Raw genomic sequence first — 26,031 nt, 5'->3', positions numbered from 1 at the left:
GATTCTAGGATTTTTTGATGTGTAAATTCATCTTTTAATTTGGTTATTTTTATATTTAAAATTTAACTACTTAATTACTTAAAAGACCAATGGATTTCCATTGGTCTAAAGTACTTTAAACATCATCATAGTTATTATATCACTATGAAGTTTATTGTAAATACTTTTTTTTTGCTTTATTTTCTATTTTATATTTTTGTACATTATATCATTACAATTATGCAGCTTCAATACAAATTTAAGATTTAATTGCTTTTATATAATCTCCTTTAATATTTTTAATACTATATCATAGGAAAAACCTCTTCTTTGAAGATATCCACCTAATTTTCTATAGATAGCTTGCGGACTTTCACCTTTATATACTTTAATTTTCCTTTTCGCTTGTTCAAGGGCAATTTCATATTCCTTTTCATGTTCGTATTCACTATTTAATACATCATCAACTATATTATCATCTAATCCTTTTCTTCTAAGCTCAAGTCTTATTCTACTCCTTCCATATTTGGAAGCTTTTGATTTAACATATTCTTCAACAAAATCTCTGTCATTTACTAAATCATATTTTTTTAGCCACTCTAAAGTATTATTAATCACTTCGTCTTCATATTCTTTTTTTGTCATTCTATCTTTTATTTCCTTTTCACTTCTAGGCCTGTAGGATAAAAACTTAATTGCATATTCATTTGCTTTTTTTTGCTCTTCGGCTTTTACTATTTTCTCAATAAAATCTTTATCTAAAATCTTTCCTTTTTCCAAATTAAGCTTATATACTATATCTTTATGTACACCTAATGCATATTTATTATCTATGTATATTGATATCCTATTTTTATTTCTCTTTTGGGTTTCTAGTTTAGTTATCCTAATTTCCTTTTCTGACAAAATAACTTCCTCACTTTCAAGCAGCCTATAGTAAAGCTGGGTAATTAAGCCAATTACATAATCTTCATATCAAAAAACTTATATACAATAGTTTACTCTATTTTTACTTAAATGAAAAGGAAATATATATAGGGTTAAAATAGATACTTCACTGCCTCCCTAAATTGCTTATACATTTCAAATTTTTCTAATTCCTTTAAGCTCTCAGTTAAGCCATTATAATACCACTTTTGCATTTCATAGGGTGCATTAAATTTATTCCAAAGCTTATCCCCCATATCATCATAGCCTTTAATCATACTTCTTATATTGCTTAGTTTATCCGCACAAGCAACCATCTTTACTTCCATTATGGCATTTTTTAAATGCTCTATTGTATGCAGTTTTCTATCATACCACGGAGTATTTTTCCTACCCTCAAGCTCCTCCGATGCTCCTAAGACTAACTTTAGTATATCATGTCCAAACATTTTCTCTATATCCTTTTCTTTTAACTTTGTATCTTCCAAGGTATCATGTAGAATTCCAGCAGCAATCACTTCTTCACTTGCATTATTTTTCTGTAAAATAAGGGCCACCTCAAAGGGATGAACTATATACGGTATTCTATTTAGCTTTCTATATTGTCCTTCATGGGCTTTAGCAGCCACTTCTATGGCTTTACTAATTAATAAATTTAACTCCATCATTGGTTCCACACCTCTTTTATCTTACAGTCAAATAAATTGCATAATTATTTCTTACAAAAACTAAATACTCTAATGCAAGTTTAAAATCTCTAAAATACTATCGTATCTATTTTGCAATTATTCAACTCTCTCTTTTATTTTATAATAATATAATAATTAGAAGAAATTAACAAATATTTTTTAAAATTTATTTGTAATTCTATCTTTCATATTTATTCTACATAATAAAACAGATTTGAAAGTGATAAATAATATGCCATACCTTTATAAGTATGACATTTATTAATATGCTTTACGACTCCATCCATTTAATAAGCTTATTATATTTTTCTTTAGCATCGCTATAGCCCAGTCGATATAAGTCCTCCATTCTTCTAGTATTTCTATCGAAGGTCTTGAGCTTTAAATACTTACTTGGTCTTATTACAAAAACTTTTTTTTCAATCTCTAATTCCTTTATATAGTCTATAGTTTCATGATATTTTATGTGACATGCAGAAATAGACTCTACCAATTCCTTATAATTCGGATATATTCTATTTGCCAAGCCTTTCATTTTAAAAGGTTTTTGTGTATATCCATTTTCATTGGTCAAAACTACTACATTTTTATAATTCTTATCTTCTATAGCCTTTTTTATGGGTATAGGATCCGCTATTCCTCCGTCTAACAAATTCATACTTTGATACTCTACAGCTTGAGTTAAAAAAGGTACACTACTTGAAGCCTTGATAGCAGTGATTATATTATCACATTTATCTATATCTATATATACAGGATTTCCATTATCACAATTGGTTGCAGTTATGATAAACCTATCTTTGTAATCATTTATTTTCTTAAAATCCAATGGTTCAAGAGTATTTGGTATTTTATTAAATATAAAATCCATTTTTATGATACTACCCTTTGTTAGCAAATTTTTATAGCTAATATATTTATTCTTTCTAATATAGTCTACACAAATTTTTTTGCCAAACCCTCTTTGTTTGGTAATATATGGAATAGCATTGCATGCCCCAGCTGAAACTGCAATAATATATGGAAAATATAACTCTTTATCCATAAAAAAATCTAAAACTCCTGAAGTATAAACCCCTCTCATTCCGCCTCCCTGTAATACTAAGCCTACGCCCTTCATAGCATCACCCTAATTTTAATATTATACTATTCTAATTTTTTATAAAAACTTAAAATCGTTTATACTTTTTAATATTTCATGAATAATATGGGATAATATAAATTTTTTGCATTATTTGATTTTTATATTCCACTAATCATATGTTAAATAATGGATAATAGATATTCTTCATAATTGTATCTTTTGAGAAAATAGGATAATATTTAAAGATATAGAACTTGCCATTGAATTTATTTATGATGGGAAATTATAGAAATTATAATTCATGGATATTATTTTATTAGAAAATGTTCAGCAAGTTTTAATGTTCATAACATGAATAGGAGGTTATAAATGCATTTTAAAAAAGAATTTATTATAACACTAAGCCTTGCCATAATGCTAATTAGTAGAATTTACTTTGAAATAAAAACAATAGATATAGATAAAATTTCTGTAAAAACAAAAAAAATTCCCCAAAATAAGGAATTTAAAATAGTTCATATTTCTGACCTTCATAATAAAAAGCTTCCAAATAATTCTATCAATTTATTAGATGATATTATGAAATTAAATCCTAATATTATTGCTCTTACTGGAGATATTATTGATGCAAAAACTCGTGATTTTGACAATATTTATAACTTTTTAGATAATCTAATAAAAATTAATAAAAACATTTATTATGTATCTGGTAATCACGAGTGGAAAAATCCTAAAAATCAACAATTTATTAAAGGACTTAAAAATAGAAAAGTAAAAATTATAAACAATACAAATAGAATTATTAAATGTAAGGATTTTTCAATAAATATCTGCGGCATTGATGATCCCTACACAAACCATGAAAATATCGACAAAGCCTTTAATAGTATTGATAATAATAATTTTACTTTATTGCTTTCTCACTCTCCAGACATAATATTTAAACCATATAATCTAAATTGCGACCTAATCATTTGCGGTCACACCCATGGAGGGCAAATACGATTCCCGTTTTTAGGCGCTATTATTGCTCCTGGTCAAGGTTTCTTTCCAAAATATGATAAAGGGATTTTTGAATTAGAGAGAAATTTGTTATTATATATTAATAGCGGATTAGGGACTAGTAGAATGCCTATAAGGTTTTTAAATAAAAGTCAAATCAGTTTTATTACTTTAACAGGAGAATAGGAGATTCAATATGACAAAAGAAAATAGGATAAACTGTTTTAAATGTATTCATTTTTATATAACATGGGACCCAAATAATCCCAGAGGCTGTAAATATTTTGGTTTTAAAACTAAGCTAGTACCATCTTTGGCTGTTTTGAGAAGTTCAGGTAAGAAATGTAGGGCTTTTGTAAAAAAATAAACCTATTGGTAGATTTTACATAACCACCCTTAGTATATAATCTTCATAATTGTCCATAATATATAATGTCGAGAACATAACGATTAAGCCAAGATTTATATTTATCCTTTAAAAAGGGATGCATATAAATTAGCCAAAGAATATATATTAATCTAGTCTGGTTGATATATATTCCGAGGAAAGATTCTGTACATTATCAACGTAATATCCAGACAAACTTGGATATTTCAAATGATTTTATCTAATCAAAGGATTGCATAGAGTTGTCAAGATACTGTACAGGGTCTAAGTAACCATTATTATAGATATTGACCTGCTTAGCTTTGGTCGAAAGATTATATCTAGGTAAAGATTATCTATAGTAGTGGAAGGTAAATCGCTATGTTCTCGATCTATTTTTTATATGTTTGCAAAGGAAAATATAAGGCTTGAAAACAATCCAAAAACCATAAGCACAGCCATTGTTATAGCAATAGCTTTTTTTGTTTTATCATTCATATCTATCACCTTCCCTTTATATTATCATTATAAATGTACGCCTTTAAAAGTTTAATTTGCTCTGTATATATTTTAGCCACTCAACTTGTATTTCTTCAACTGACTTATTATATACTTCCATAAAAACTTTCTCTATATCTTTATCAGAAGGTTCTTTAGGTAGTACTTTAAACAAATCCTTAAATTTCTGGGGTAAATGTTCCTCAATTAAATATTTAACAAATGAAGCATTTGATATATAATCATTTTCTCCTTCAAAATGTTTCAGTAATGTCTTTACATCCTTTAATTCTCCTTTTATCATAAGTTCAACGGCCAAATCATCAACATGTCTATTTAAAACTATTGGTGAACCTATTTTATAGCTGCTAAAGTACACTGCCAAACCTTCTCCTAATGGAATATTGTAATTAGGATTAAATTTATGCTCTACAGCATGGGCCGTTTCATGATAATCAAAGGCTTTACCTATTGAATATATTGAATTTGTATTTGATTTATAGGTTCCAAGGCCATAAAAATCTTTTTTGCCATATGCAAGTTCATAGATTTCTTCTGGATAATTACAAATATAATATTTTATTTTATCATCAATTTTTACATTAAAGAATTTCTCTATTTCTTCTAGCCTTTTTTCTTGTGAACTTATTTCTTCCTTTGATATTTCCATACCTTCTCTAATATTGTATATTGTTCTTTCAGTTTCTCTTGTTATCCAACTGGTATTTGACGTTTCCAATAGTTTTGCATTAATTTGATTATTTTCTAAATCAATATTCTTATACATACTTAGTGGCTTATATCCTTTTTTAGTAAATACAATTTTATATCTTCCTGAAAATACTCCCTTTATCTTAAATTCTCCATGTTTATCAGCTACAGCTGTATAGAAATTATTATTTTCTGCTTCCAGATTTATTAAGTTAACATATGTATCTACACCCTTAAACTCATCATTATATAAATCTAAAACCTTTCCACTAATATCAACTGTATCTTTATTTTCTCTATAGTCTATTGTTTTTACAATATCTAGATCTTTAAGGGTTAAAAGACAACTATAATCATTTATATAATTATTGTACAAATTTATAGTTCTTAGATTTGTATTTCTTTCTAAGGAATCTACATCAAAAATTCTATTGTTTGATAAGTCTAAATTTATTAAATTGGTTAAATTGCTAACACCGTCTATATTAGTGATAATATTATTGCTTATATCTAAACTGCTTAGATTTGTTAACATCCCTAGAGAGTCTATATTTTTTATATTATTGTTGCTTAAATCTAAATACTTCAAATTTTTAAGACTATTTAATTGACTTATATCATTTATATTATTTTTTGAAGTTGTTAATATAATAAGTTTATCTTTACCCTTTAAAGCATCAATATTATCAATATTATTTTCATCTAAAAACAATTTTAGCAAATCATTAATACCTTCTATTCCATTTATATCTACTATCTCATTAGCTTTCAAATCTAAATATTGTAATTTCTGAATTCCTTTTAAAGGAGTAATATCGGATATTTCATTTTTCGATAAAGTTAACAGCTTTAAATTTTTTAAGTTTGCAAGCCCTTTTATATCTGTAATTTTATTATTATCAAGTCTTATCCTTTCTATTTGGATAAGCTTGCTTAAAGGTATTATATCATTTATTCCATTATTCATTAAATAAATTTTCCTTAAATTGATCAGGTCACCCAATGGACTTATATCAATTATTTTATTACTATTTAAATTTATAGTATGTAGATTATTTAAATTTACTAATGGGCTTATATCCTCAATTTCATTATAAGCTAGCCTTAATTCAGTAAGGCTTTTTATATCTCTTAAAGGAGTTATATCACTTATTTTATTAGACCATAAAGAAAGGTTCTCTAGATTATTTAAAGTGGACAAGGGGTTTATGTTAGTTACTTTATTGCTGCCTAATCTTAGAGCTTTAAGCTTATTAAGCCCCTGCAAAGCATTAACATTGCTAATCTCATTACTGTCAAGGTCTAAGCTTTTTAGATTCGTGAGATTTCCAAGTGGAGTAATATCACTAATATTATTTTTCCATAAATTTAAATATTTCAACTTCTTAAGTCCTGTAATTGGTGAAATATCCTTAATATTATTTTCACTAAGTAATAATTCTTCTAAATTCACCAAATATTCTATGCCCTTTAAACTGGATATATCTTTACCTCCAGCATTAAGTTTCTTAATGCTTTGTAATTCTTCGGGAAAAATATCTCCCTGAGGTTTAGCTATAGCTATACGGATAACATTTTCAAGATTTGAATCAGTAAACTTTACGACTTCTTTTTTATTCTCCAAACTATCCACTATTATTTCTTCACCATATACTGGAGCAATCATCAAATATATTAGTACAATAGTAATCAAAATTAATAGATATTTTTCAAATTATATCCTCCTCTAAACTCTATATAATAATAATTTACTACACTTGATAACAAAATTATAATATATTTCTTATTTCTTACAATTATAACTAATTTGATCAAAAATATAAAGACTCTTTTTTAGAGTCTTTTCTTAACCTCATTTAATTTTTCAAATAGAAAATTGGGTATGCCTATAAATTCCAAACAAGCCTTATACATTTCTCCAATTTTCTTTGCGTCAATTACCTTAGCTAATATCTTATCAAAGGGTATACCTTCATATTTTAAATTCAACAATAGTATATCCCCTTTTTGAAACTCTTTGTTTGTTATCATTTCTAATCCTTCTAAAGAAATGTTTAACATGATTATTTCACAAGGAGATTTCAGGTTTATTAGTTTTCCGTTTTGATAATAGTTATAAATATTTATTCTTTGCAGGTATTGAATTTTCAGTTCCTGTCTTCCACAGTTATTTGACATTAACTTTATACACCTCAAATCTAATACATATCTATTCTAGATATATATCCTTAACTTCTATAAGTTTTAATAATTCCATTATTTTAACTTTAAAATTTTGAAGTTCTTCTTTATCTGTAATATATCTATTCTCAATATTTTTTTCATCATCAATATTTTTAATAGTATCAATGAAAAACTTGTCATGTGCTGTATGTATTCTATAGTATATTTCATTATTATCTTTTTTGCCTTTTAAAATTACTCCTGGTCTACTTTCTGTCATTCCATTAACATAATCAAAAAACTGTTGTATAGTTAAACCCATAATTAATCTACCCCCATTTAAGGCATTATATAGTATAAATTAACTGTTTTGCTGGAATATCTATAATATTCTTTATTTATAATAAAATATAAATAAATTAATGCCTCTATAATTATAAATATTTAAAAAAAAATTAATATACTAATATCCGTTATAGAGTTTATATAGTAAACTTAGTTTATACATGTGTAAATACTCAATTCTTCTAGGAGTTTTGGACATGTATAAATTAAAGTCTTTACTTAAATCTCTATAATAAATATATGTCCCAAACTTTATTTTAATTCCTATTTATTATTAATACCCATTAATATTTTATTATATCATTTATGAATATACATTAGCTATATAATTTAAAAACTTTTTATATATAAGCAAAGAAGCTCCTAATTAATACGGAACTCCTTTGAATGAAAATAAAAATTACTTTATTTTTATTAAAAGTTGACCTGATTTAATTTGTTGTCCTTCTGATACCAGTATGCTATCTACTTCTCCTTTTACAGTTGATAATATATTTGTTTCCATCTTCATAGCCTCTATTATAATTAAACTTTGTTTTTCTTCTATCTTATCTCCTTCTTTAACAAGTACTTTTGCAATTGTTCCTGGAATAGAAGCTCCTATTTCTTTATCATTATTGGGATCTGCCATAACAGTTATATCTCTAGTTTGTGTTTCTCCATAATTTTTATCTATTATTCTAATTTCTCTTCTATTACCATTTACTTCAAAAACAACTGTTCTTAGTCCTTCATCATCGATTTTCCCAACTTCTACAAGCTTTATAATTAATATTTTCCCTTCCTCTAATTCAACTTCGCTTATTTCTCCTTCTTTTAAACCATAGAAAAATACATGACTCTCAAGATTACTTAATTGACCATACTCTTGTAATGACTTCAAATAGTCACTATATACCTTTGGATATAAAGCATAACTTAATATATTCCTCATATTTGGCTCTATATTAAATTCATTTTCTAATTTTTTAGCTATTTCATCGAAATCCGCTGGCTCTAATATCTCACCTGGTCTACCCTCAATTGGCTTCTCTCCCTTTAAAACTATGTTTTGAAGATCCTTAGGAAATCCACCAACCGGTTGACCCATCATACCTTTAAAATATGATACTACAGAATCTGGGAAGGTCAAATTCTTTCCTTTTTCTAAAATATTATCCTTTGTAAGCTCATTTTTAACCATAAATATTGCTAAATCACCTACAACCTTTGAAGAAGGAGTAACCTTTACTATATCTCCCAATAGCTCATTTACATCTCTATACATTTCTTTTATTTCATTAAATAAATGTCCCATTCCAAAACTCTCTACCTGAGGTCTTAAGTTTGAATATTGCCCTCCTGGTATCTCATATCTATATATCTCAGCAGTTCCGGATTTAAGTCCCGATTCATAGGGTTCATATACCTTTCTTACATCAGCCCAGTAATTAGAAATCGCTTGTATATTCATTAAATCCATACCTGTATCATAATCAGTGTTTTTCAAAGCTGCAACTATAGAATTAAGAGCCGGTTGGCTTGTAAGACCTGACATGGCATTAAAAGCTGTATCTACAATATCAACTCCTGCTTCTGCTGCCATTAAAAGGGTAGCTACTCCATTTCCACTAGTATCATGGGTATGAAGATGAATAGGTATTGATATCTCTTGCTTTAATGCTTTAATGAGTTTAGTTGCAGCATAGGGCTTTAATAATCCCGCCATATCTTTAATCCCAAGTATATGGGCTCCCATTTTTTCTATATCCTTAGCTAAATTAACATAGTATTTTAAGGAATATTTATCCCTTCTGGTATCCAATATGTCTCCTGTATAGCATAAACACATTTCGGCTATCTTGCCAGTATTCAAAACCTCATCCAGAGCTACTTCCATTCCTCTAAGCCAATTCAAAGAATCAAATATTCTAAAAACATCTATACCCTTTTTAGAAGCTTCATCTATAAAGGTTCTAATTACATTGTCAGGATAATTTGTATATCCTACAGCATTTGACCCCCTTATTAGCATTTGAAATAGTAAATTAGGAATCCTTTTTCTAAGGGCTTCTAATCTACGCCAAGGTGATTCTCTTAAAAATCTGTAGGCCACATCATAAGTTGCTCCACCCCACATTTCAATAGAAAATAAATCTTTACCATAATTAGCAGTTGCCTCTGCTATCTTAATCATGTCCTTTGTCCTAACCCTTGTGGCAATCAAGGATTGATGGGCATCTCTAAATGTTGTATCTGTTAAAAGAAGCTTTTTCTGATTTTTTATCCAATCAATTACTCCATCTACACCTTTTTCTTCAAGGAGTTGTTTAGTTCCTTTTAAATCATCTATATTAGAAATTTTAGGCACCTGGGGAATATCATAATCCTTTTTTGTACCCCTTACTTCGTTTACAACCTTTTCTCCTATAAATTTCAATATTTTTGTCTCTTTATCCTTTTTAGGAGTTATATCAAATAATTCTGGAGTTTGATCTATAAAATGGGTATCACATTTACCCCTTAAAAATTTCTCATGGTTAAGAACATTTATAAGAAATGCATCATTGGTTTTTACGCCTTTAACATTGGTTTCCTTTATAGACCTTACAGCCTTTTTAGCTGCATCTTCAAAAGTTCTAGACCAAGATATGATCTTAACTAGTAAACTGTCATAGTAGGGTGAAATATTAGAACCGGTATAACCATTTCCACCATCAAGTCTTATCCCAAAGCCTGAGCTTGTTCTATAAATATCCAGTCTTCCTGTATCAGGTGCAAAATTATTAAAGGGATCTTCAGTGGTTACACGACACTGAATAGAATATCCACGAACACTAATGGATTCCTGTGACGGAATATTTATTTTCTCTGAATCTAAGGAATAGCCCTGGGCAATTAAAAGCTGACTTTGTACAATATCTATCCCTGTAATCATTTCAGTAACTGTATGCTCAACCTGTATTCTTGGATTCATTTCAATAAAATAGTGATTTCCATGCTTATCAACTAAAAATTCAGCAGTTCCTGCACTTTCATAATTTACTGCCCTTGCAATTTTCAAGCCGTCATTACATATCCTATTTCTAAGCTCATCACTTATTGCTATAGCAGGAGCAAATTCAACTATTTTTTGATGTCTTCTTTGTATAGAACAATCTCTTTCAAATAAGTGTACAATATTCCCATGCTTATCTCCAAGAATCTGAACTTCTATGTGTTTAGGTTCTTCTAAATACTTCTCTATAAAAATATCATCAATTCCAAAGGCTTTTTTAGCTTCATTCTTAGCACTTCTAAACTCTCTGCTTATTTCATCTTCCGACCGTACTATTCTCATTCCTCTACCGCCACCACCAGCAGCAGCCTTTAGTATAATAGGATATCCATACTGATTAGCAAAATCTACTGCTTCTTTTTCAGAAACTATAGGTTTATCTACACCAGGGATAGTTGGAACTCCCACACTTTTAGCTAAAACTTTGGATTTTATTTTATCTCCTAAGCTGTCTATAGTTTTACTAGTGGGACCAATAAATTCAATATTAGCTTCCTTACATTTTCTTGCAAAAACTGGATTTTCAGATAAAAACCCATAACCAGGGTGTATAGCATCCACACCCTTTTTTAAAGCAAGCTTTATAATTTCATCCATACTTAAATAAACTTCTATAGGTCTCTTTTTTTCTCCTATTAAGTAGGATTCATCTGCCTTAGTTCTAAAAAGACTATACTTATCTTCCTTTGAATAGATAGCAACTGTTCTTATGCCCAGTTCTTTACATGCTCTAAAAACTCTTATTGCTATTTCCCCTCTATTAGCAACTAACACTTTGCTTATTTCTCTTGCCATTGTATCCCTCCTCGAAAATTACAAAAATTAAAAACCAATTTAATTCAATAAAGTCGTCATGTTAAATTTTATAAAGGAAATTATATATATATGCACTAATATAATTAATATAACCTCCTATAAATTTGAAAAATTTACGAATGTTTTTAGAATTTATTATATATATTGTTTGGCTCCATGTCAAGAACTTTAATATTCTAATAAACATATTTATAATTATATATTTGTTAGAATATTAATCTTAAAATATTTTAATTTTAAAAAATAAATTAAATATAGAAAAATTATTTTATGTATAATTATTAATTTTTGCTCTATATACTTTTTTCGTAAATAGTATCCTCAAAAAGTTGATATTTATTACTGGTATTGGTAAAATTTATTATATAAAATAATTGTATTACATCAAAATTTTTAGTATGTATTTTTATAGGAGATTAATTATGAGTAAATTTAAAAAGTTAATATTAGGAGTTATAATTGTTACCTTATCTTCACAATTCTATATAGATATGTTATTCTCTGATTTTCGCTTCACTTGTGCAATTATTGCCCTTGGTTCATTTCTTTTTTTAAACAGAGATATTTCTCCTATTATTATGTCAATTATTGTATCAATTTCAATATATATTTGGAGATCCATAATACTCTTTATTGCAAATGGATTCATAATTGAAGTCACAGGCTCTTATATACCAGAAATCTTTTTTTATATTGTTTACGGATTAGTCCTCTTTATCTTAATCAGAAAAAAGGATTCTTTAGATATAGGCTTTTGTTTCTTTGTAACATTATTATCTGACTTTTCTGCAAATATAATCGAAATATCCATAAGAATAATTTATTACAACTATACCTTCTACTTTAATATGTTAATTTATCTATTGGTAGTAGCTTTAATTCGCTCAATTGCTATACTAATTATTTTAATTATTATTAAATACTATAGAATGCTCCTATTAACCTCTGAACATGAAAAAAGGTATAGAAAACTCCTATGGCTCACAATGATTTTAAAATCTGAAATGTATTGGATGTCTAAAAATATGACTAAAGTAGAAGAAGTTATGTCGGATTCCTATAAACTTTTTGAAGAAATAAGAGATAATAAAAATCCTGACTTTTGGTATAAAAGAGCATTAAAAATAGCAAGCGATGTACATGAAATAAAAAAAGAATACCAACTAGTAGTTAGAGGCGTTAGTGAAATTACTGAAAACCGTTACAAAGATAGCGGAATGTATTTTAAGGATATAAGCAAAATATTAGAAGAAAAAATGCAAAATGAAATTAGACATAAAAATCTTAAAGTATATTTTTCTATTAAAAGAGATAGCGACTTTTATACAAATAAACATTATCAACTTATGTCAATATTTCGAAATCTTATTACAAATGCCTTTGAAGCTTTAAGTAAGAATAAAAGAGGTTCAAAAATTACACTTATTCATGAAAGCCTTGGGGACAAACATGTTTTCAAAGTAATTGACAATGGCTGTGGTATAGATAAAGAAGACTTAGAATTTATATTTTCGCCCGGCTTTTCAACTAAAATTGATTATGAAACCGGACATATTAATCGTGGGCTAGGCTTAAGTTTAGTTAAAGACATGGTTGAAAATTTCTTTAAAGGAAAGATAGAAGTTGAATCTTCCTTAGGTCAAGGAACATGCTTTCAAATTTATATACCTAAGAAAGAAATTGAGGTGAATATATGAAATACTTCATAGTCGAAGATGACTTAAATATTGTTAAAATTCTTAATAAAATTATATATGACAGAACTTTGGGTGAAGTTTTAGGATATTCATTAGACGGAGCCACAGCCTTCGAAGAAATCCTAAATTTAAAACCAGACATTGTTCTTGTAGATTTATTTATTCCAGAAAAAGATGGTATATCCCTTGTTAGGGATATTGCAAAAAATAATTCCCATATTGCATTTATTATGATCTCACAGGTTTCTTCTAAGGATATGATAAGTAAAGCTTACGAAAGTGGTATTGAATTTTATATTCAAAAACCTATAAATGCCATTGAAGTACAAAATGTACTTCAATATGTTAAAGAAAAACTGGATAATGAGCATAAGCTTAGTGAAATCAAAAAACTTTTCAATATAACTGAACCTAATCCTAAAAAAACAGATATACATGACTACGAAAATAAATTAAAATCTATACTTCAATGCATCGGTATAGTTGGAGAAATTGGTACAAAAGATATAATTTCTATTATAAAATATTTAATTAATTCAAATTCTAGTTTATCAGATTATACTATTAAAGAAATATGCCAAAAGTTTAGTAATAATCCAAAAACTGTTGAACAAAGAATTCGACGGGCAGCAATAAAGGGAATGATTAATCTGGCTCATTTAGGTATTGAAGATAATTTAAATTATATTTTTTTAGAATATTCAAACGGATTATACGATTTTAAGGAAATTAGGATTGAAATGGATTACATACGTGGGAAAGGAAAAAACCGAGGAAAAGTTAGCATAAGAAAATTTATTGATGGTCTAATATACTATAGCAAAATTCAATAGTCTGATTCTTCATAATTTTTCATACTTTTTAAGTAACCTTTTGAAACCTTCTGTAACCTTCTGAAACTCGTCCTTTATAATAAATTTAAGTGACTTATATAAAAAGGGGGGGATTAAGAAGGTTTTTTTGTTTTTATAACTATATATATGGGAGGAGATTAATTAGTGGAAATTCTAAATGCAATTATAGGTAAAATTAATAGCTTCGCTTGGGGAGGAGTCATGATATTCTTCCTTGTGGGTACTGGTCTTACCCTCACTTTAGGAACAAGGGTTGTACAATTTAGAAAGCTGGGATATGCTTTTAAACTTTTGTTTTCAAAGGAACATAAAGGTGAAGGAGATATTACTCCATTTCAAGCTTTAATGACTTCCCTTGCAGCAACAATCGGTACAGGTAATATAGCCGGCGTGGCTAGTGCCATTGCAGCCGGTGGTCCCGGTGCAGTTTTTTGGATGTGGGTTACTGCAGCAGTTGGAGGTGCAACAAAATACGGAGAAGCCCTACTTGCAATTAAATACAGAATCACTAATGAAAAAGGGGAAAAATCTGGGGGACCAATGTACTACATAAAATTTGGTATGAATGAAAAATATGGTGGTAATTGGGCTTGGTTAGGATGGATGTTTGCCTTCTTTGGAGCAGTTGCATCCTTTGGCATTGGCAATATGGTTCAAGCAAATTCCGTTGCAGACTCTGTTAACACTTCAATTGGCTTTCCAGTCATGTTTACAGGTATAATAGTTGCTTTGGCAGCTGCACTGGTTATAATTGGAGGAATCAAGAGCATAGGAAAAGTTACTGAAAAAATAGTTCCATTTATGGCAATTGTATATATAATCGGTTCATTAATTATTTTATTTAGAAATGCAGCTGCAATTCCAGATGCATTTGGAATGATTTTTACAAATGCTTTCTCAACAAAGGCTGTTGGCGGTGGTTTACTAGGTACGGTTATTAGATTTGGAGTTGCCCGTGGTGTATTCTCTAATGAAGCAGGATTAGGTAGTGCCCCAATTGCCCATGCAGCTTCTAGAAATGATGATGCTGTAAAACAAGGTATAATAGGTTCTTTAGGTTCCTTCTTAGATACACTGGTAGTTTGTTCAATGACTGCATTAGTTATTCTTATATCTGGTCTAGTAACACTTGATCCTACTACAGGAGCAATGACAGTTGCCAATGGATTAGATGGTGCAGCCTTAACAACAACTGCATTTAATACTGCCTTTCCTGGAATAGGTGGGATAATAATATCCGTAGGCCTTATTTTCTTTGCCTTTTCAACAATCCTTGGATGGTATTATTATGGCTCTAAATGTATTGAATATATTGCGGGAATCAGAACCGTTGAAGTCTACAAATGGGTTTTTGTTGTTCTTATATTTCTTGGTTCAATTTATAAATCTGATTTCGTATGGAATATATCCGATACATTTAATGGTTTAATGGCTATTCCAAACCTTATTGGACTTCTTGCCCTTAGTCCGGTTATATTTGCCATGACAAAGCAAAGCGAACAGAAAGATAAAATCCCTTCTTAATATTAATATAATAAGGATATCAGAAAACAGGAGTCAAAGACTCTAAAGGTAAAAAGATGATTAGCAGGCCCTTGCAAAATAGGAGATTGTTAATCATCTTTTTTATAAAAATTATATATAGCTGAGGAAATTGTATAGCTCTAATTTGGCAAAATTGCATATGCGAATATTATCCTCAATTTAATTATTTACAATAAAATATATTTTGGTGGTATAGCTTCGGAGGTTTTAAAACAATATGTAGTAGTTAGTTTTTTGAGAAGGTAATTATGCAATTTGCTCAGTTAAAAACCCAAAAAATTTTAACCACTGTGCGTAAGTCTCCTATCTTCTATAAGCGGGAGATGTAAGCACTATAAAATCAATGATTTGATATAATTGATTTTATGATATAATGTAACTATGATAGTTCTTTGATAACTGGATATATAAGGTTGCAAGGAGAATCCGACAATAGCGAAAACCAAGCATTGCCTTCCTTGCGTAAAATATCCAAGGCACTTAAGAAACCGATAACATCGGCATCTACCCTCGGTGCAAGGGAAAGTTACGCCTGTAGAGAGTCAAATAAGACCTTGCTAATATAGAAGGCTCAACTCTAGGAAACAGGAAAAGTTCTAGTACTTGATACTAGAAGCTCCCACTTCTGCGTAAGCAAGTGGTGAGTAGTTCACTGCTTTATATATTACTAACAATCTAACTTAATAATCTCTAGCAAATCTCTTTTTATGCACATATCTATTGACAATTGTTTTTCTCCTCTTTTATCAAAATCAATTATAATCATAGAATCATTTATATCTTTAATCATCCCTAAACCAAATTTCTTATGTCTTACTATGGAATCTTTTTTTAATGATGGTGAGCAGCTTACTTTCTTGTTTTCAAGTATGCATTTCTCTATTTCCTTAATAAACCTTGAAGAAAGAACCTCTTCATTATTTTTATATCCTACAGTCAGCATCTCTAGTTTTTCCTTTGCTCTAGTCATCCCTACATAGCATAATCTTCTTTCTTCCTCTAGAGCCAAGCTGTCTCCCATGGCTTCACGCTTTATACTTTCCTTTGTTGGAATTTGTCCTTCTATTAAATCTACTATGAATACCTTTTTAAATTCTAATCCCTTAGACGAATGTAGTGTAGAGAGGGTTACCGCACCATTTTTTCTATTTTTTCTGGATTCATGCATAATTCTTTTTAAATTATTAAGCTTGTCTACAAAATTTTCCATTGAGTAAGTATCTTCAGATATTCCTTCAAGTGTATTGAGTATATATCTTAAGTTTTCCATAGAATAACCTGTAAGCTCTGAATATCCTTCTAATCTCTCTTCATATTTTAAGTCATATCGGATAAATCTAATGGCTTCTAATGGTGATTTCCTTTTTAACTTTTTAAAATCTTTTTTAAATCTTTTTAGATTTCTTTTTTTAAATGCCTTCATATGTGGATATTTAACAAGATTATCAAAAACTGATTTTGTCACATCCTGCTCTTTAAGGAACTCCAATTCCTTTTTTGATATATAGGAATCAAATTTTGTATAAATAGCCTGCAGTAAAGGAATACTTCTATCATCATATGAAAATCTAACAAAATTTAGTATATCATTTAAAACCCAATGGCTGAAAAAATTTCTATGGTAATCCTTCATATAAAATGAAATATCTTCTTCATAAAGCTTTTGTGCTAAACCTATACCAGATATATTATTTCTATACAAAATTGCAATATCATCTAAATATTCATCAGATTTTATTGAATTTACAACATAGTCTAGCTGCTCTTTCTCTGTCTTTAGCTTTACTATTTTAATAGGGCCACTTTCAGGATTTACTGTAAACATCATTTTAGGATATCTAATGGAATTATTATTTATAACTTTATTGCTAATATCTACAATATTTTTACTTGAACGATAATTTTGCTCCATAAATATAATTTTTGCATCATTATATCTTTCCTTAAAATCTAATAAGTATTTAGGCTGAGCTCCTCTAAAACCATAAATCGATTGATCATCATCACAGACTATGAATAAATTGTTTTTAGGCAAAGCAATTTTTTCAATTATTTTGTTTTGAATAAGAGAGGTATCTTGTCCCTCATCCATCATGACATATTTATACTGATCCTGATATTTCTTTAGTATATATTGATTTTTCTCTAAAATATTATTTGCTTCAATAAGCATATCGTCAAAATCTAATAGGATCATATTATATTCATTATTTTTCTTGTAATCCTCATAAGTCTTGTAAATTTTATCAAAATTTTTAGCTTGAAATTTATAATCGTTAATATCTTTAAAATTAATCATGAGATTTTTGACAAAGCTTATTGAATTGGACAGCTCGTCTAATTTATCATCATTGATATTACTTCTATTTACCCTTCTATATATTTTTTGAAGTATAGATCTTTTATTATAACGGCTTCTATTTCCCTCTATGAGCTGATAATTTATTCTATTAATATAGTAATAGTATCTAATAATTTTATAAGAAAAACTATGTATAGTAGAAAATTTAATTCCATCTGGTATTAAACCACCGTAGGTTTCATAAAATCTGTCATTCATATCCTTTGCTGACGCTTTACTAAATGTAAGGGCAAGTATATTTTCTGGATTTACATTGTAATTAAATATTAAATAGGCTATATGGGCATTTAAAACAGTGGTTTTTCCACTCCCTGGAGTTGCTAAAACTAATACTGGACCATACTTTTGCAAAATAGCGGTTCTTTGTTTTTCATTGAAATCTATATTAAATTCTGTTTTTAAAAAATCAAAAAATTTTATACTCATTTAGATTTCCTCCCTACGTTACGAATTCTATTATAACATATAGGAATTTTATAATTTGAAAATGGAATTAATTTTCTTAAAGTATAGTTTTAGTAGACAAAAAATTAAATCTATGAATATCGCTGTAAGTTGGAATAATTGACTATTTATAGAAAACTTTATATATTGACTTAGGTTTTTGAATTCTACTTTATTGCATGATATAATTTAAGTGTAGACAGTATTATTATATAAAGCTATATTTTTTTTGTTGTATCTTACCTATATAGTAGTATCAATATATATACCATTTAAATTTCTTTATATTAATTGAAGGAGGTTTCAAAATTGTCCAAAATACAAGATAAAACTTACCAATGCCCTCTTGAATTGTCAATAGACCTAATTGGCGGCAAATGGAAAAGTATAATTTTATGGCAATTAAGAGAAAAGATTCTTAGATTTAGTCAATTAAAAAGAAGACTTCCTGGAATAACTCAAAAAATGTTAACTCAACAATTAAGAGAACTAGAAGCTGACGGCTTAATAAATAGAAAAGTATATCCACAAGTTCCTCCAAAAGTTGAATATTCCTTAACCGAATACGGGAAAACCGTTCTTCCTATTTTACGCTTAATGTTTAAATGGGGCATAAAATATTCAAATGTTTTTGATGTGGAAGTTGATTTAAGTGTTTATGAAAATAAAACTGTCAAATTATAGTGTCCTTACCCATTAAGATTTATTAAATAGGACAATTATTAAATAAATCTTAAGATAAACAACTTCAATTATTTAAATACAAAGTGCTAGTTTTTCTATTATTGCATTATTAAAATTTTATATATAAATATTATCCTCTTTATTATATCTTTGTCGGATTTATTTAATATTTACGTAAAACTTTATACATTTTAAATGAACTAGCACTTTGCATATTAATTGAAGAAATTGCATAACTCCAATTTGGCAAAATTGCATATGCGAATATTATCCTTAATTTAATTATTTAGAATTAAATATATTTCGATGGTATAGCTTCGAAGATTTCAAAACAATATGTGATAGTTAGTTTTTTGAAAAGGTAATTATGACATTCAACAATAAACTTTAATATCTAAGCTTTATTACAATCTTCTTAAAAATTCATCTCTATAGTCATATTTTTCATCCATTGCTTCGTTCAATTGTTCAAGGAGAATTTCTTTATCTTGAGGCAATGTTCCACTTAAAACTAAATAATTTGAGGCATGATTGCACCTAAAAACGCAATTAGAAAGATTTAAATTACTAATCAATTCCTTTGTTTCTAGCATAATTTCATTGGGTGTTAACAATTCCAATTCACCTGATTGTACCTTTTCATGCATTTCAGTCTCAGGATGTAATAATAGTGTAAGCAGTGCTAAATAATCAGGATTTATTTCATTCAATACTTTAGCTGATTCTAAAGCATGGGTTTTCCATTTTTCTTTACCTCCTAAACCTGATATGATCATTACCGACAATTTTATACCAGAAGAAACAACCTTCTTCCCTGCCTCAATCATTTCTTTAGAAGTTACTCCTTTTTTTATCTCTCTTAATACCTCATCACTACCGGATTCAATTCCCAAATAAGCAATTGTAATACCTGCCTGATTTAATTCTTTAAGCTCTTCTATTGATTTATTAAGAATATCTCTAGGAGCAGCATATATGCCAACCCTTTCACATTCTGGAAACAACTCGTTTATTGCAGTCAATATTTTTTTTAAGTCTTCAGTTTTTAATACAAGAGCATCTCCATCGGCTAAAAATATTCTTTTAATGCTTTTATAATATTCCCTCGCTTCTTTTAAATCTTCTACTATTTCTTCCAGTTTTCTTATTCTAAATTTTTTATCCTTGTACATATTACAAAAAGTACACTCATTATGGGCACAACCTATGGTTACTTGTATAATAAGGCTTCTTGCCTCACTAGGTGGCCTATATACTGAACCTTCATATCTCATAGCTTAAGCTCCTTCTCCATTATAATTTATTATGATAAACAAAAAGAAGTGACTAATGACTTATGCCACTTCTTTCTCTTATAAGCAATTATATATAAAATTTTATGATAATTAAAGAGTTTCTAGCTTTTCATTCAATAAAGGAATAATTTTTTTCCAATCTGCTACCACTTTGAAATCCGATACATCAAATATTGAAGCACTATCATCCTTATTAATGCTTATAATCACATCAGCATCTTTAATACCGCATGTATGGTGGGCAGCACCTGAAATACCAGCATTAATATAAAGCTTAGGTTTTACGGCTACTCCACTGGTACCTATCATAGTATGTTCATCTTCTGTCCAAGATTCATCAAGAGCAGGACGTGTACATCCCGTGGCTCCATTTAAAAGTTTAGCAAGCTTCTCTAGCTCTTGCCATCCATCTTTACTTCCTATTCCAAATCCTCCACCAATAATTACATCTGCCTCATTTAATGATTTAAGTGTTTTAGTTTCCACATTTACAGATTTAACTTTTATATTATCTCCAAATCCTCTAATAGCACAGTTAAATTCTTCAACTATTCCCTCTCTTTCTTCATATGGTAATTTTTTCATAAGGCCAGCCTTTACACTTGCCATTTGTGGACGAAAGTCGTGACATAAAATATCACCCAGTACTTTTCCCCCAAAGGCAGGAACTACCTGCACAAGCTCTCTTTTATCATTAATTCTAAGCTCTACACAGTGAGCTGCCATACCCGTATCTAATTTTTTAGCTGTAGTTGGTCCTATTTCTTCCCCTTGATAAGTAGCACCTATTAATACTATCTCTGGCTTGTATTTATTGACTATTTTTTCAAGTGCTTCTGAATATAAATCTGGTCTATAATACTCCAGCTTATTATCTTCAAAAATAATAACCTTGTCTGCACCATAGTTTATTAATTCTTTAGAAAAATCCTTTACATTCTTTCCAATTAAAACTGCTAATACTTTAGTATCATTTCCAAGCTTAGCTGCTAATCTTTTAGCTTCACCAATTAATTCTAGGGAATTGTCTATTATCTTTTCTCCGTTTATCTCTGAATATACCATAATACCTTTATAAGCTTCTAAATTCATTATTTCACCTCCATTACTCCTCAATTCGTATTCCACTCTTTCTTATTTCTACTATAATTTTATCTACTATTTCTTCTGGTGTACCGTCAAGAAGCTTTCCTTGACGTTTAAGATCAGGTGAAAATATATCTCCTGGCTTTGTTGGAGAACCTATTAAACCAATCTTATTTTTATCTACATCTAAATCATCCACTCTAAATATAGTCAAAGGCTTTTTCTTTGCCTTGAGCATTCCCATAACATTTGCCATTCTTGGATTATTCCCATCACGAGTTACTCCAAATAAAGCTGGCAGCTTAACTTCATAATTTATTGAACCATTATCCATCTTAGTTTCTACAGATACAATTTCACCATCATATTCTAAGCTTTTTACATTAATCAAGTGTGGAATATCTAGCCATTCTCCTAATTGACTTGGGACTTGAACAGTTCCCCCATCTTCACTTTGATTACCTAATAAAATCACATCAAAATCTCGAATCTTTTTAATAGCACTAGCCAATGTATAAGAGGTAGCCCATGTATCTGCACCGGCAAATTCTCTATCACTAATTAGATAGGCTTCATCGGCTCCCATTGCTAGAACTTCTCTTAAATTTTCCTTTGCAAAATCAGGAGCCATTGTAAACACTATTACCTTACCACCAAACTTATCCCTTAATGTCAATCCCGCTTCAACTGCATGTTTATCTAAATCATTAATAACAGTTGGAATCCCTTCTCTATTCACTCGTTTTGTTACTGGGTCTATAGTTATTTTGTCATAGTATTGTGAATCAGGTACTGGCTTAATGCATACTGCAATATTTAATGCCATGATATTCTCCTTTCTTAATTTATCAACTAATCATTAATTTAACAACCGATAATAAACTGTATGACTTCTTTTGCGTTTCATTAACATATTACAAAAATTCAATTCAAAAGCTCAAATTTGAACTTTTGTAATATGCTATTACCATATATTTTTTCTAAGAAGAAATATATATAATAATAATTTTAAAGTATGAAACATTCTGTAATCTAGTAGAAAATTCACATCTCCTACTAGACCACAGATACCCTACCTCAATAAATTACCCGCCACAATAATTTTCATAATTTGAGAAGTCCCACCGGATGGAATATTTGCTAGTGCATCCCTTAAGAATCTTCCTACTGGATATTCATTAATTACACCATATCCCCCCATCAAGTCTATTGTACGTCTTGAAGAGCGAACAGCAGCTTCTGTACAAAAATATTTTGCCGCTGCAAGCCTTGGAACAGCATTTTCTCCTCTATCATAAATAGCTGTAGCATTATAAAGCATTGAACTGGCAGCTTCGTAATCAATTTCATTTTCTGCAATCATTTCTTGTATTGCTGGAAGTTTAGCCAAAGGCTTACCATAAGTAACTCTTTCTTTAGCAAACTTAATTCCTTCTTCTACACATCCACGTAATATTCCAACTGCTATTGCTGACATACCTGATCTACCAAAGTGACCTATAGTATGTAAAGCCACAACTGATCCTTTTCCTTCTTCGCCTATTAAACAGTCATGTGAAACTTTTACTTCATTGGCAATTGAATCGCCTGTTATTGAACCTCTTAAACCTAATTTATTTTCTTTTCTTCCAGCTGAAAGTCCAGGTGTTCCAGGAGGGATAAGTACTGCACTAAGCTTTTTACGTCCTTTTTCATTAACTCCTGATGTACCAGTCCATATATTAATATCAGCAATGTGAGAATTTGTGATGAATACTTTTCTACCATTTAAAACATATCCGTTTTCAGTCTTTTCAATAGTAGTAGCTTGATTTACTAAATCTGAACCTCCAGTAGGTTCAGTAACTGATAAACCACCAACTTTAGAACCAGAAACTAGCAAAGGAAGATATTCCTTTTTTTGTTCCTCTGTACCAAAATTCAAAATAGCAGCAGTTGCTAGATCATGAGTCATTATTGCAATTGCTAATCCCGCTGAGTGACATGCAATTTCTTCTAATACAATAGCTCTTTCTGTTATTCCTAGTCCTGGTCCACCATATTGCTCAGGGACAAATATACCCAAAAAACCCATTTCCCCAAATTTAGGCCATAGTTCAACAGGGCAAGAATCTTCTTCATCCCATTTAGCTGCATAAGGAGCAATTTCCTTTTCCACAAATTCCTTGGCAACTTTTCTAATCATTTTTTGATCTTCATTAAAAAATTCAAACATGCTAAATCCCCCTTTTAATTATTGACTCCTTTTTTAAATAAATAATTTTTCCATCTAATTGCATTATAGAATGTAAAATTCTTTTTTGCAATTATGCACTTTTTTGTAATATAGTACCTAAAAAGATACTATGAATTATAAAAAAACACCTACTTCATAAAAAGTAGGTGCTGTAAAATAATATGCTTTGATAAGGCTTTCATAAAAGCTTTTATTATTTGAGGAAATTGCATAATACATGTAAAGAATTTTAAAATTAATAATCTTTATTATGTAAGTTTCTCATTTGATTTAAATATCTATTTTCTATCATTAATATAATAAATATCAATTTATTTTAAGCGGTAGTATCAGTAATAGGTATTATATGGGGTTTTCCCGTTATAGGATTATTCATAATATGAATATCTATATCGTATACATTTTTTATATTATCGTGGGTTATAACCTCTTTAGGTAAACCCTCGTCAACTATTCTACCTTCGTTCATAAGTATTAAATAATCGCTATACTGTATAGCAAAGTTTAAATCATGGAGTACTGCTATTACTGTGATATTCTCCTTTTCAGACAATTCCTTTGTTATATTAAGTAAATTAATTTGGTGATGTATATCAAGATTTGAAATGGGTTCATCTAACACTAAGATGTCTGACTGTTGGGCAAGGGCCCTGGCAATTATTACTCTTTGTCTTTCTCCTCCACTTAATGTGTTAATAGTTCTATCTCGTAAATTCCATGTATCTGTCATTTCCATGGCTTTCTTTGATATTTTTAGGTCTTTTTCGCCTTCAGCCTCAAATCTATTTAAATATGGTGATCTACCCATCATAACTATATCCATTACGGAAAAATTAAAATCCACTACTGTATTTTGAGGAACAGAAGCAATTTTTTTCGATAAATCCTTGTATTTATAAGAAATAATATCTTTATCAAAAACAAAAACCTTATTTTTCTCGGGCTCTAATATTTTTAATATATTTTTTAGAAATGTTGATTTTCCACTTCCATTTGGCCCTATAATACAAGTGAACTTATTTCTTTCTATATTAACAGTTATGTTTTTCAATATTTCATTATACCCAAAGCTCCAATCCAAATTATTTATACTAATTGGATAATTCAATCTTTTCACCCCATATAATTTTTCTTTTTATTTTTACATAGTAAATAAATAAAAAAAGGTGCTCCAAAAAGTGATGTTATAACCCCCACTGGTATTTCAACAGGAGGTATAAGAACTCTTGCTAAGGTATCGGTTATAATCATGAAAAGTGCTCCCGATATTAGCGTAAATGGAATTAGGACTCTATGATCCGGTCCTACGATTAATCTTACTATATGGGGAATTACTAACCCCACAAAACCAATAATACCACTTACTGCTACTGCCGAAGCCGTAACTATAGAAGCTATAATCAAAAGAATTTTTTTCAACTTTTCAACTTCTACACCCAAATTTTTAGCTGAATCTTCCCCTAAAAGCATGACATTCAAATCTCTAGAAAATATTATAAAAACTATTGAACCTAATAATATTATTGGTGATGATATGATTACATGCTTCCAACTGGCAGAAGAAACACTTCCCATTGTCCAAAAAACTATTTTTTCAACCTGTTCCCTATTAAATGTCATAAATAAGGATATTAAAGACGATAATAAAAAACTCAAAGCTATACCTGCCAAAAGCAAAGTTACTACTGGGGTCTTATTGCCTATTCTAGCCACATTATAAACTATAAAAGTAGTAGTAACAGCTCCAAGGAAAGCCATTATCGATATTGCTCCCATACCTAAAATTGTAGATTGAATACCCAGAACGATTGCTAAAGTTGCTCCAAAGGCTGCTCCAGATGAAATACCTAGTACATAGGGTTCAGCCATTGGATTTTTGAAAATTCCTTGGAAAATTACTCCCGAACCAGCTAAAGCCATACCTATAAGTGCAGATAATATAATTCTTGGGAATCTAATTTTATTTATTATTACAACATGAGATGAGCTTATACCCTCTAGAGAAATCTTATTTTTTATAAAAGGAATATTATTTAAAATTATTTTCATTGATTCCTTAAGGGGAATTCTAGCAACCCCTAGAGTACTAACAAATATTATAAAAAAACATAATATAATGAGCATTACAATAAACAATAGCCTAAAATAATTTCTTTTTTTCATATATGACATATTAATTCCTCTTTATTTTAATTTTAAATTTATTCATC

Annotated in this window: 20 protein-coding genes; 6 read left to right on the top strand and 14 right to left on the bottom strand. The window is 29.1% G+C overall.

Annotation, left to right across the window (positions count from 1 at the left end; all coding sequences use genetic code 11):
• Positions 1-255: 255 nt before the first annotated feature.
• The 3 genes from B5X81_RS01805 to B5X81_RS01795 form a co-directional block, all read right to left on the bottom strand.
• Positions 256-885, bottom strand: a complete 630-nt coding sequence (locus B5X81_RS01805) for a RecX family transcriptional regulator (protein WP_079488897.1) — start codon at positions 883-885, stop codon at positions 256-258.
• Between the two features lie 134 nt (positions 886-1,019).
• Complete coding sequence (locus B5X81_RS01800) at positions 1,020-1,574, bottom strand: HD domain-containing protein (RefSeq protein WP_208984960.1); 555 nt, start codon at positions 1,572-1,574, stop codon at positions 1,020-1,022.
• Between the two features lie 292 nt (positions 1,575-1,866).
• The gene (locus B5X81_RS01795; protein WP_079488895.1) at positions 1,867-2,715 is read right to left on the bottom strand and encodes a patatin-like phospholipase family protein; all 849 of its coding nucleotides are present in this window, start codon (positions 2,713-2,715) and stop codon (positions 1,867-1,869) included.
• A 333-nt stretch (positions 2,716-3,048) separates the two neighbouring features.
• On the opposite strand from B5X81_RS01795, the gene B5X81_RS01790 reads away from it, so the two are divergent.
• Together B5X81_RS01790 and B5X81_RS01785 are read left to right on the top strand one after the other, a co-directional pair.
• Positions 3,049-3,867 (top strand): metallophosphoesterase, encoded by an 819-nt coding sequence (locus B5X81_RS01790; protein WP_079488894.1) that lies wholly within the window; start codon positions 3,049-3,051, stop codon positions 3,865-3,867.
• A 10-nt stretch (positions 3,868-3,877) separates the two neighbouring features.
• Positions 3,878-4,048: a uracil-DNA glycosylase gene (locus B5X81_RS01785; protein ID WP_079488892.1), complete on the top strand. Its 171-nt coding sequence runs from the start codon at positions 3,878-3,880 to the stop codon at positions 4,046-4,048.
• A 541-nt stretch (positions 4,049-4,589) separates the two neighbouring features.
• Here B5X81_RS01785 and B5X81_RS01780 read toward each other — a convergent pair.
• From B5X81_RS01780 to B5X81_RS01765, 4 genes are all read right to left on the bottom strand, one after another.
• Positions 4,590-6,950, bottom strand: a complete 2,361-nt coding sequence (locus tag B5X81_RS01780) for a leucine-rich repeat domain-containing protein (RefSeq protein WP_079488891.1) — start codon at positions 6,948-6,950, stop codon at positions 4,590-4,592.
• A 140-nt stretch (positions 6,951-7,090) separates the two neighbouring features.
• Complete coding sequence (locus B5X81_RS01775) at positions 7,091-7,435, bottom strand: PilZ domain-containing protein (protein WP_079488889.1); 345 nt, start codon at positions 7,433-7,435, stop codon at positions 7,091-7,093.
• Positions 7,436-7,466: 31 nt separating this feature from the next.
• A complete protein-coding gene (locus B5X81_RS01770; RefSeq protein WP_079488888.1) occupies positions 7,467-7,742 on the bottom strand; it encodes a hypothetical protein in 276 nt (91 codons plus the stop codon).
• A 423-nt stretch (positions 7,743-8,165) separates the two neighbouring features.
• On the bottom strand, positions 8,166-11,597 hold the full coding sequence (locus tag B5X81_RS01765; RefSeq protein WP_079488886.1) for a pyruvate carboxylase: 3,432 nt from the start codon (positions 11,595-11,597) through the stop codon (positions 8,166-8,168).
• Between the two features lie 443 nt (positions 11,598-12,040).
• Here B5X81_RS01765 and B5X81_RS01760 point away from each other — a divergent pair, with 443 nt between their 5' ends.
• The 3 genes from B5X81_RS01760 (at position 12,041) to B5X81_RS01750 (ending at position 15,693) form a co-directional block, all read left to right on the top strand.
• Complete coding sequence (locus tag B5X81_RS01760) at positions 12,041-13,315, top strand: sensor histidine kinase (RefSeq protein WP_079488885.1); 1,275 nt, start codon at positions 12,041-12,043, stop codon at positions 13,313-13,315.
• Positions 13,312-14,148, top strand: a complete 837-nt coding sequence (locus B5X81_RS01755; protein ID WP_079488883.1) for a DNA-binding domain-containing protein — start codon at positions 13,312-13,314, stop codon at positions 14,146-14,148. Before B5X81_RS01760 ends, B5X81_RS01755 begins: the two co-directional genes overlap by 4 nt.
• Positions 14,149-14,313: 165 nt before the next feature.
• Positions 14,314-15,693: an alanine/glycine:cation symporter family protein gene (locus B5X81_RS01750; protein ID WP_079488882.1), complete on the top strand. Its 1,380-nt coding sequence runs from the start codon at positions 14,314-14,316 to the stop codon at positions 15,691-15,693.
• A gap of 688 nt (positions 15,694-16,381) precedes the next feature.
• Here the strand turns inward: B5X81_RS01750 and B5X81_RS01745 are convergent.
• Positions 16,382-18,502: an ATP-dependent helicase gene (locus tag B5X81_RS01745; RefSeq protein WP_079488880.1), complete on the bottom strand. Its 2,121-nt coding sequence runs from the start codon at positions 18,500-18,502 to the stop codon at positions 16,382-16,384.
• Between the two features lie 327 nt (positions 18,503-18,829).
• Between B5X81_RS01745 and B5X81_RS01740 the strand changes: the two genes are divergently transcribed.
• On the top strand, positions 18,830-19,204 hold the full coding sequence (locus tag B5X81_RS01740) for a winged helix-turn-helix transcriptional regulator (protein ID WP_079488879.1): 375 nt from the start codon (positions 18,830-18,832) through the stop codon (positions 19,202-19,204).
• Between the two features lie 404 nt (positions 19,205-19,608).
• Here B5X81_RS01740 and B5X81_RS01735 read toward each other — a convergent pair whose 3' ends face one another.
• The 6 genes from B5X81_RS01735 to B5X81_RS01710 all read right to left on the bottom strand — a co-directional run bounded on the left by B5X81_RS01735 (position 19,609) and on the right by B5X81_RS01710 (position 25,993).
• Positions 19,609-20,478: a radical SAM protein gene (locus tag B5X81_RS01735; protein WP_079488877.1), complete on the bottom strand. Its 870-nt coding sequence runs from the start codon at positions 20,476-20,478 to the stop codon at positions 19,609-19,611.
• 111 nt (positions 20,479-20,589) lie between these two features.
• Positions 20,590-21,591 (bottom strand): electron transfer flavoprotein subunit alpha/FixB family protein, encoded by a 1,002-nt coding sequence (locus tag B5X81_RS01730; protein ID WP_079488876.1) that lies wholly within the window; start codon positions 21,589-21,591, stop codon positions 20,590-20,592.
• A gap of 13 nt (positions 21,592-21,604) precedes the next feature.
• On the bottom strand, positions 21,605-22,411 hold the full coding sequence (locus B5X81_RS01725) for an electron transfer flavoprotein subunit beta/FixA family protein (RefSeq protein WP_079488874.1): 807 nt from the start codon (positions 22,409-22,411) through the stop codon (positions 21,605-21,607).
• 246 nt (positions 22,412-22,657) lie between these two features.
• Positions 22,658-23,800: an acyl-CoA dehydrogenase family protein gene (locus tag B5X81_RS01720; protein ID WP_079488873.1), complete on the bottom strand. Its 1,143-nt coding sequence runs from the start codon at positions 23,798-23,800 to the stop codon at positions 22,658-22,660.
• A 337-nt stretch (positions 23,801-24,137) separates the two neighbouring features.
• Entirely contained in the window at positions 24,138-24,938 is an 801-nt protein-coding gene (locus B5X81_RS01715; RefSeq protein ID WP_079488871.1) for an ABC transporter ATP-binding protein, read from the bottom strand.
• Positions 24,935-25,993: a FecCD family ABC transporter permease gene (locus B5X81_RS01710; protein ID WP_079488870.1), complete on the bottom strand. Its 1,059-nt coding sequence runs from the start codon at positions 25,991-25,993 to the stop codon at positions 24,935-24,937. The genes B5X81_RS01715 and B5X81_RS01710 overlap by 4 nt, the downstream gene beginning before the upstream one ends.
• Between the last annotated feature and the right edge of the window lie 38 nt (positions 25,994-26,031).

It is taken from the genome of Maledivibacter halophilus (assembly GCF_900167445.1).
In the GTDB taxonomy this organism is placed as follows: Bacteria; Bacillota; Clostridia; order Peptostreptococcales; family Caminicellaceae; genus Maledivibacter; species Maledivibacter halophilus.
The sequence above is the reverse complement of the archived record's forward strand: the minus strand, read 5'-3'. Positions and strand labels throughout refer to the sequence as shown.

Coding starts and splice junctions, on each gene's coding strand:
- B5X81_RS01710 (WP_079488870.1), bottom strand. CDS start 25,993: ATGTCATATATGAAAAAAAGAAATTATTTTAGGCTATTGTTTATTGTA.
- B5X81_RS01765 (WP_079488886.1), bottom strand. CDS start 11,597: ATGGCAAGAGAAATAAGCAAAGTGTTAGTTGCTAATAGAGGGGAAATA.
- B5X81_RS01735 (WP_079488877.1), bottom strand. CDS start 20,478: ATGAGATATGAAGGTTCAGTATATAGGCCACCTAGTGAGGCAAGAAGC.
- B5X81_RS01795 (WP_079488895.1), bottom strand. CDS start 2,715: ATGAAGGGCGTAGGCTTAGTATTACAGGGAGGCGGAATGAGAGGGGTT.
- B5X81_RS01760 (WP_079488885.1), top strand. CDS start 12,041: ATGAGTAAATTTAAAAAGTTAATATTAGGAGTTATAATTGTTACCTTA.
- B5X81_RS01755 (WP_079488883.1), top strand. CDS start 13,312: ATGAAATACTTCATAGTCGAAGATGACTTAAATATTGTTAAAATTCTT.
- B5X81_RS01800 (WP_208984960.1), bottom strand. CDS start 1,574: ATGATGGAGTTAAATTTATTAATTAGTAAAGCCATAGAAGTGGCTGCT.
- B5X81_RS01785 (WP_079488892.1), top strand. CDS start 3,878: ATGACAAAAGAAAATAGGATAAACTGTTTTAAATGTATTCATTTTTAT.
- B5X81_RS01730 (WP_079488876.1), bottom strand. CDS start 21,591: ATGAATTTAGAAGCTTATAAAGGTATTATGGTATATTCAGAGATAAAC.
- B5X81_RS01790 (WP_079488894.1), top strand. CDS start 3,049: ATGCATTTTAAAAAAGAATTTATTATAACACTAAGCCTTGCCATAATG.
- B5X81_RS01745 (WP_079488880.1), bottom strand. CDS start 18,502: ATGAGTATAAAATTTTTTGATTTTTTAAAAACAGAATTTAATATAGAT.
- B5X81_RS01775 (WP_079488889.1), bottom strand. CDS start 7,435: ATGTCAAATAACTGTGGAAGACAGGAACTGAAAATTCAATACCTGCAA.
- B5X81_RS01770 (WP_079488888.1), bottom strand. CDS start 7,742: ATGGGTTTAACTATACAACAGTTTTTTGATTATGTTAATGGAATGACA.
- B5X81_RS01720 (WP_079488873.1), bottom strand. CDS start 23,800: ATGTTTGAATTTTTTAATGAAGATCAAAAAATGATTAGAAAAGTTGCC.
- B5X81_RS01725 (WP_079488874.1), bottom strand. CDS start 22,411: ATGGCATTAAATATTGCAGTATGCATTAAGCCAGTACCTGATTCACAA.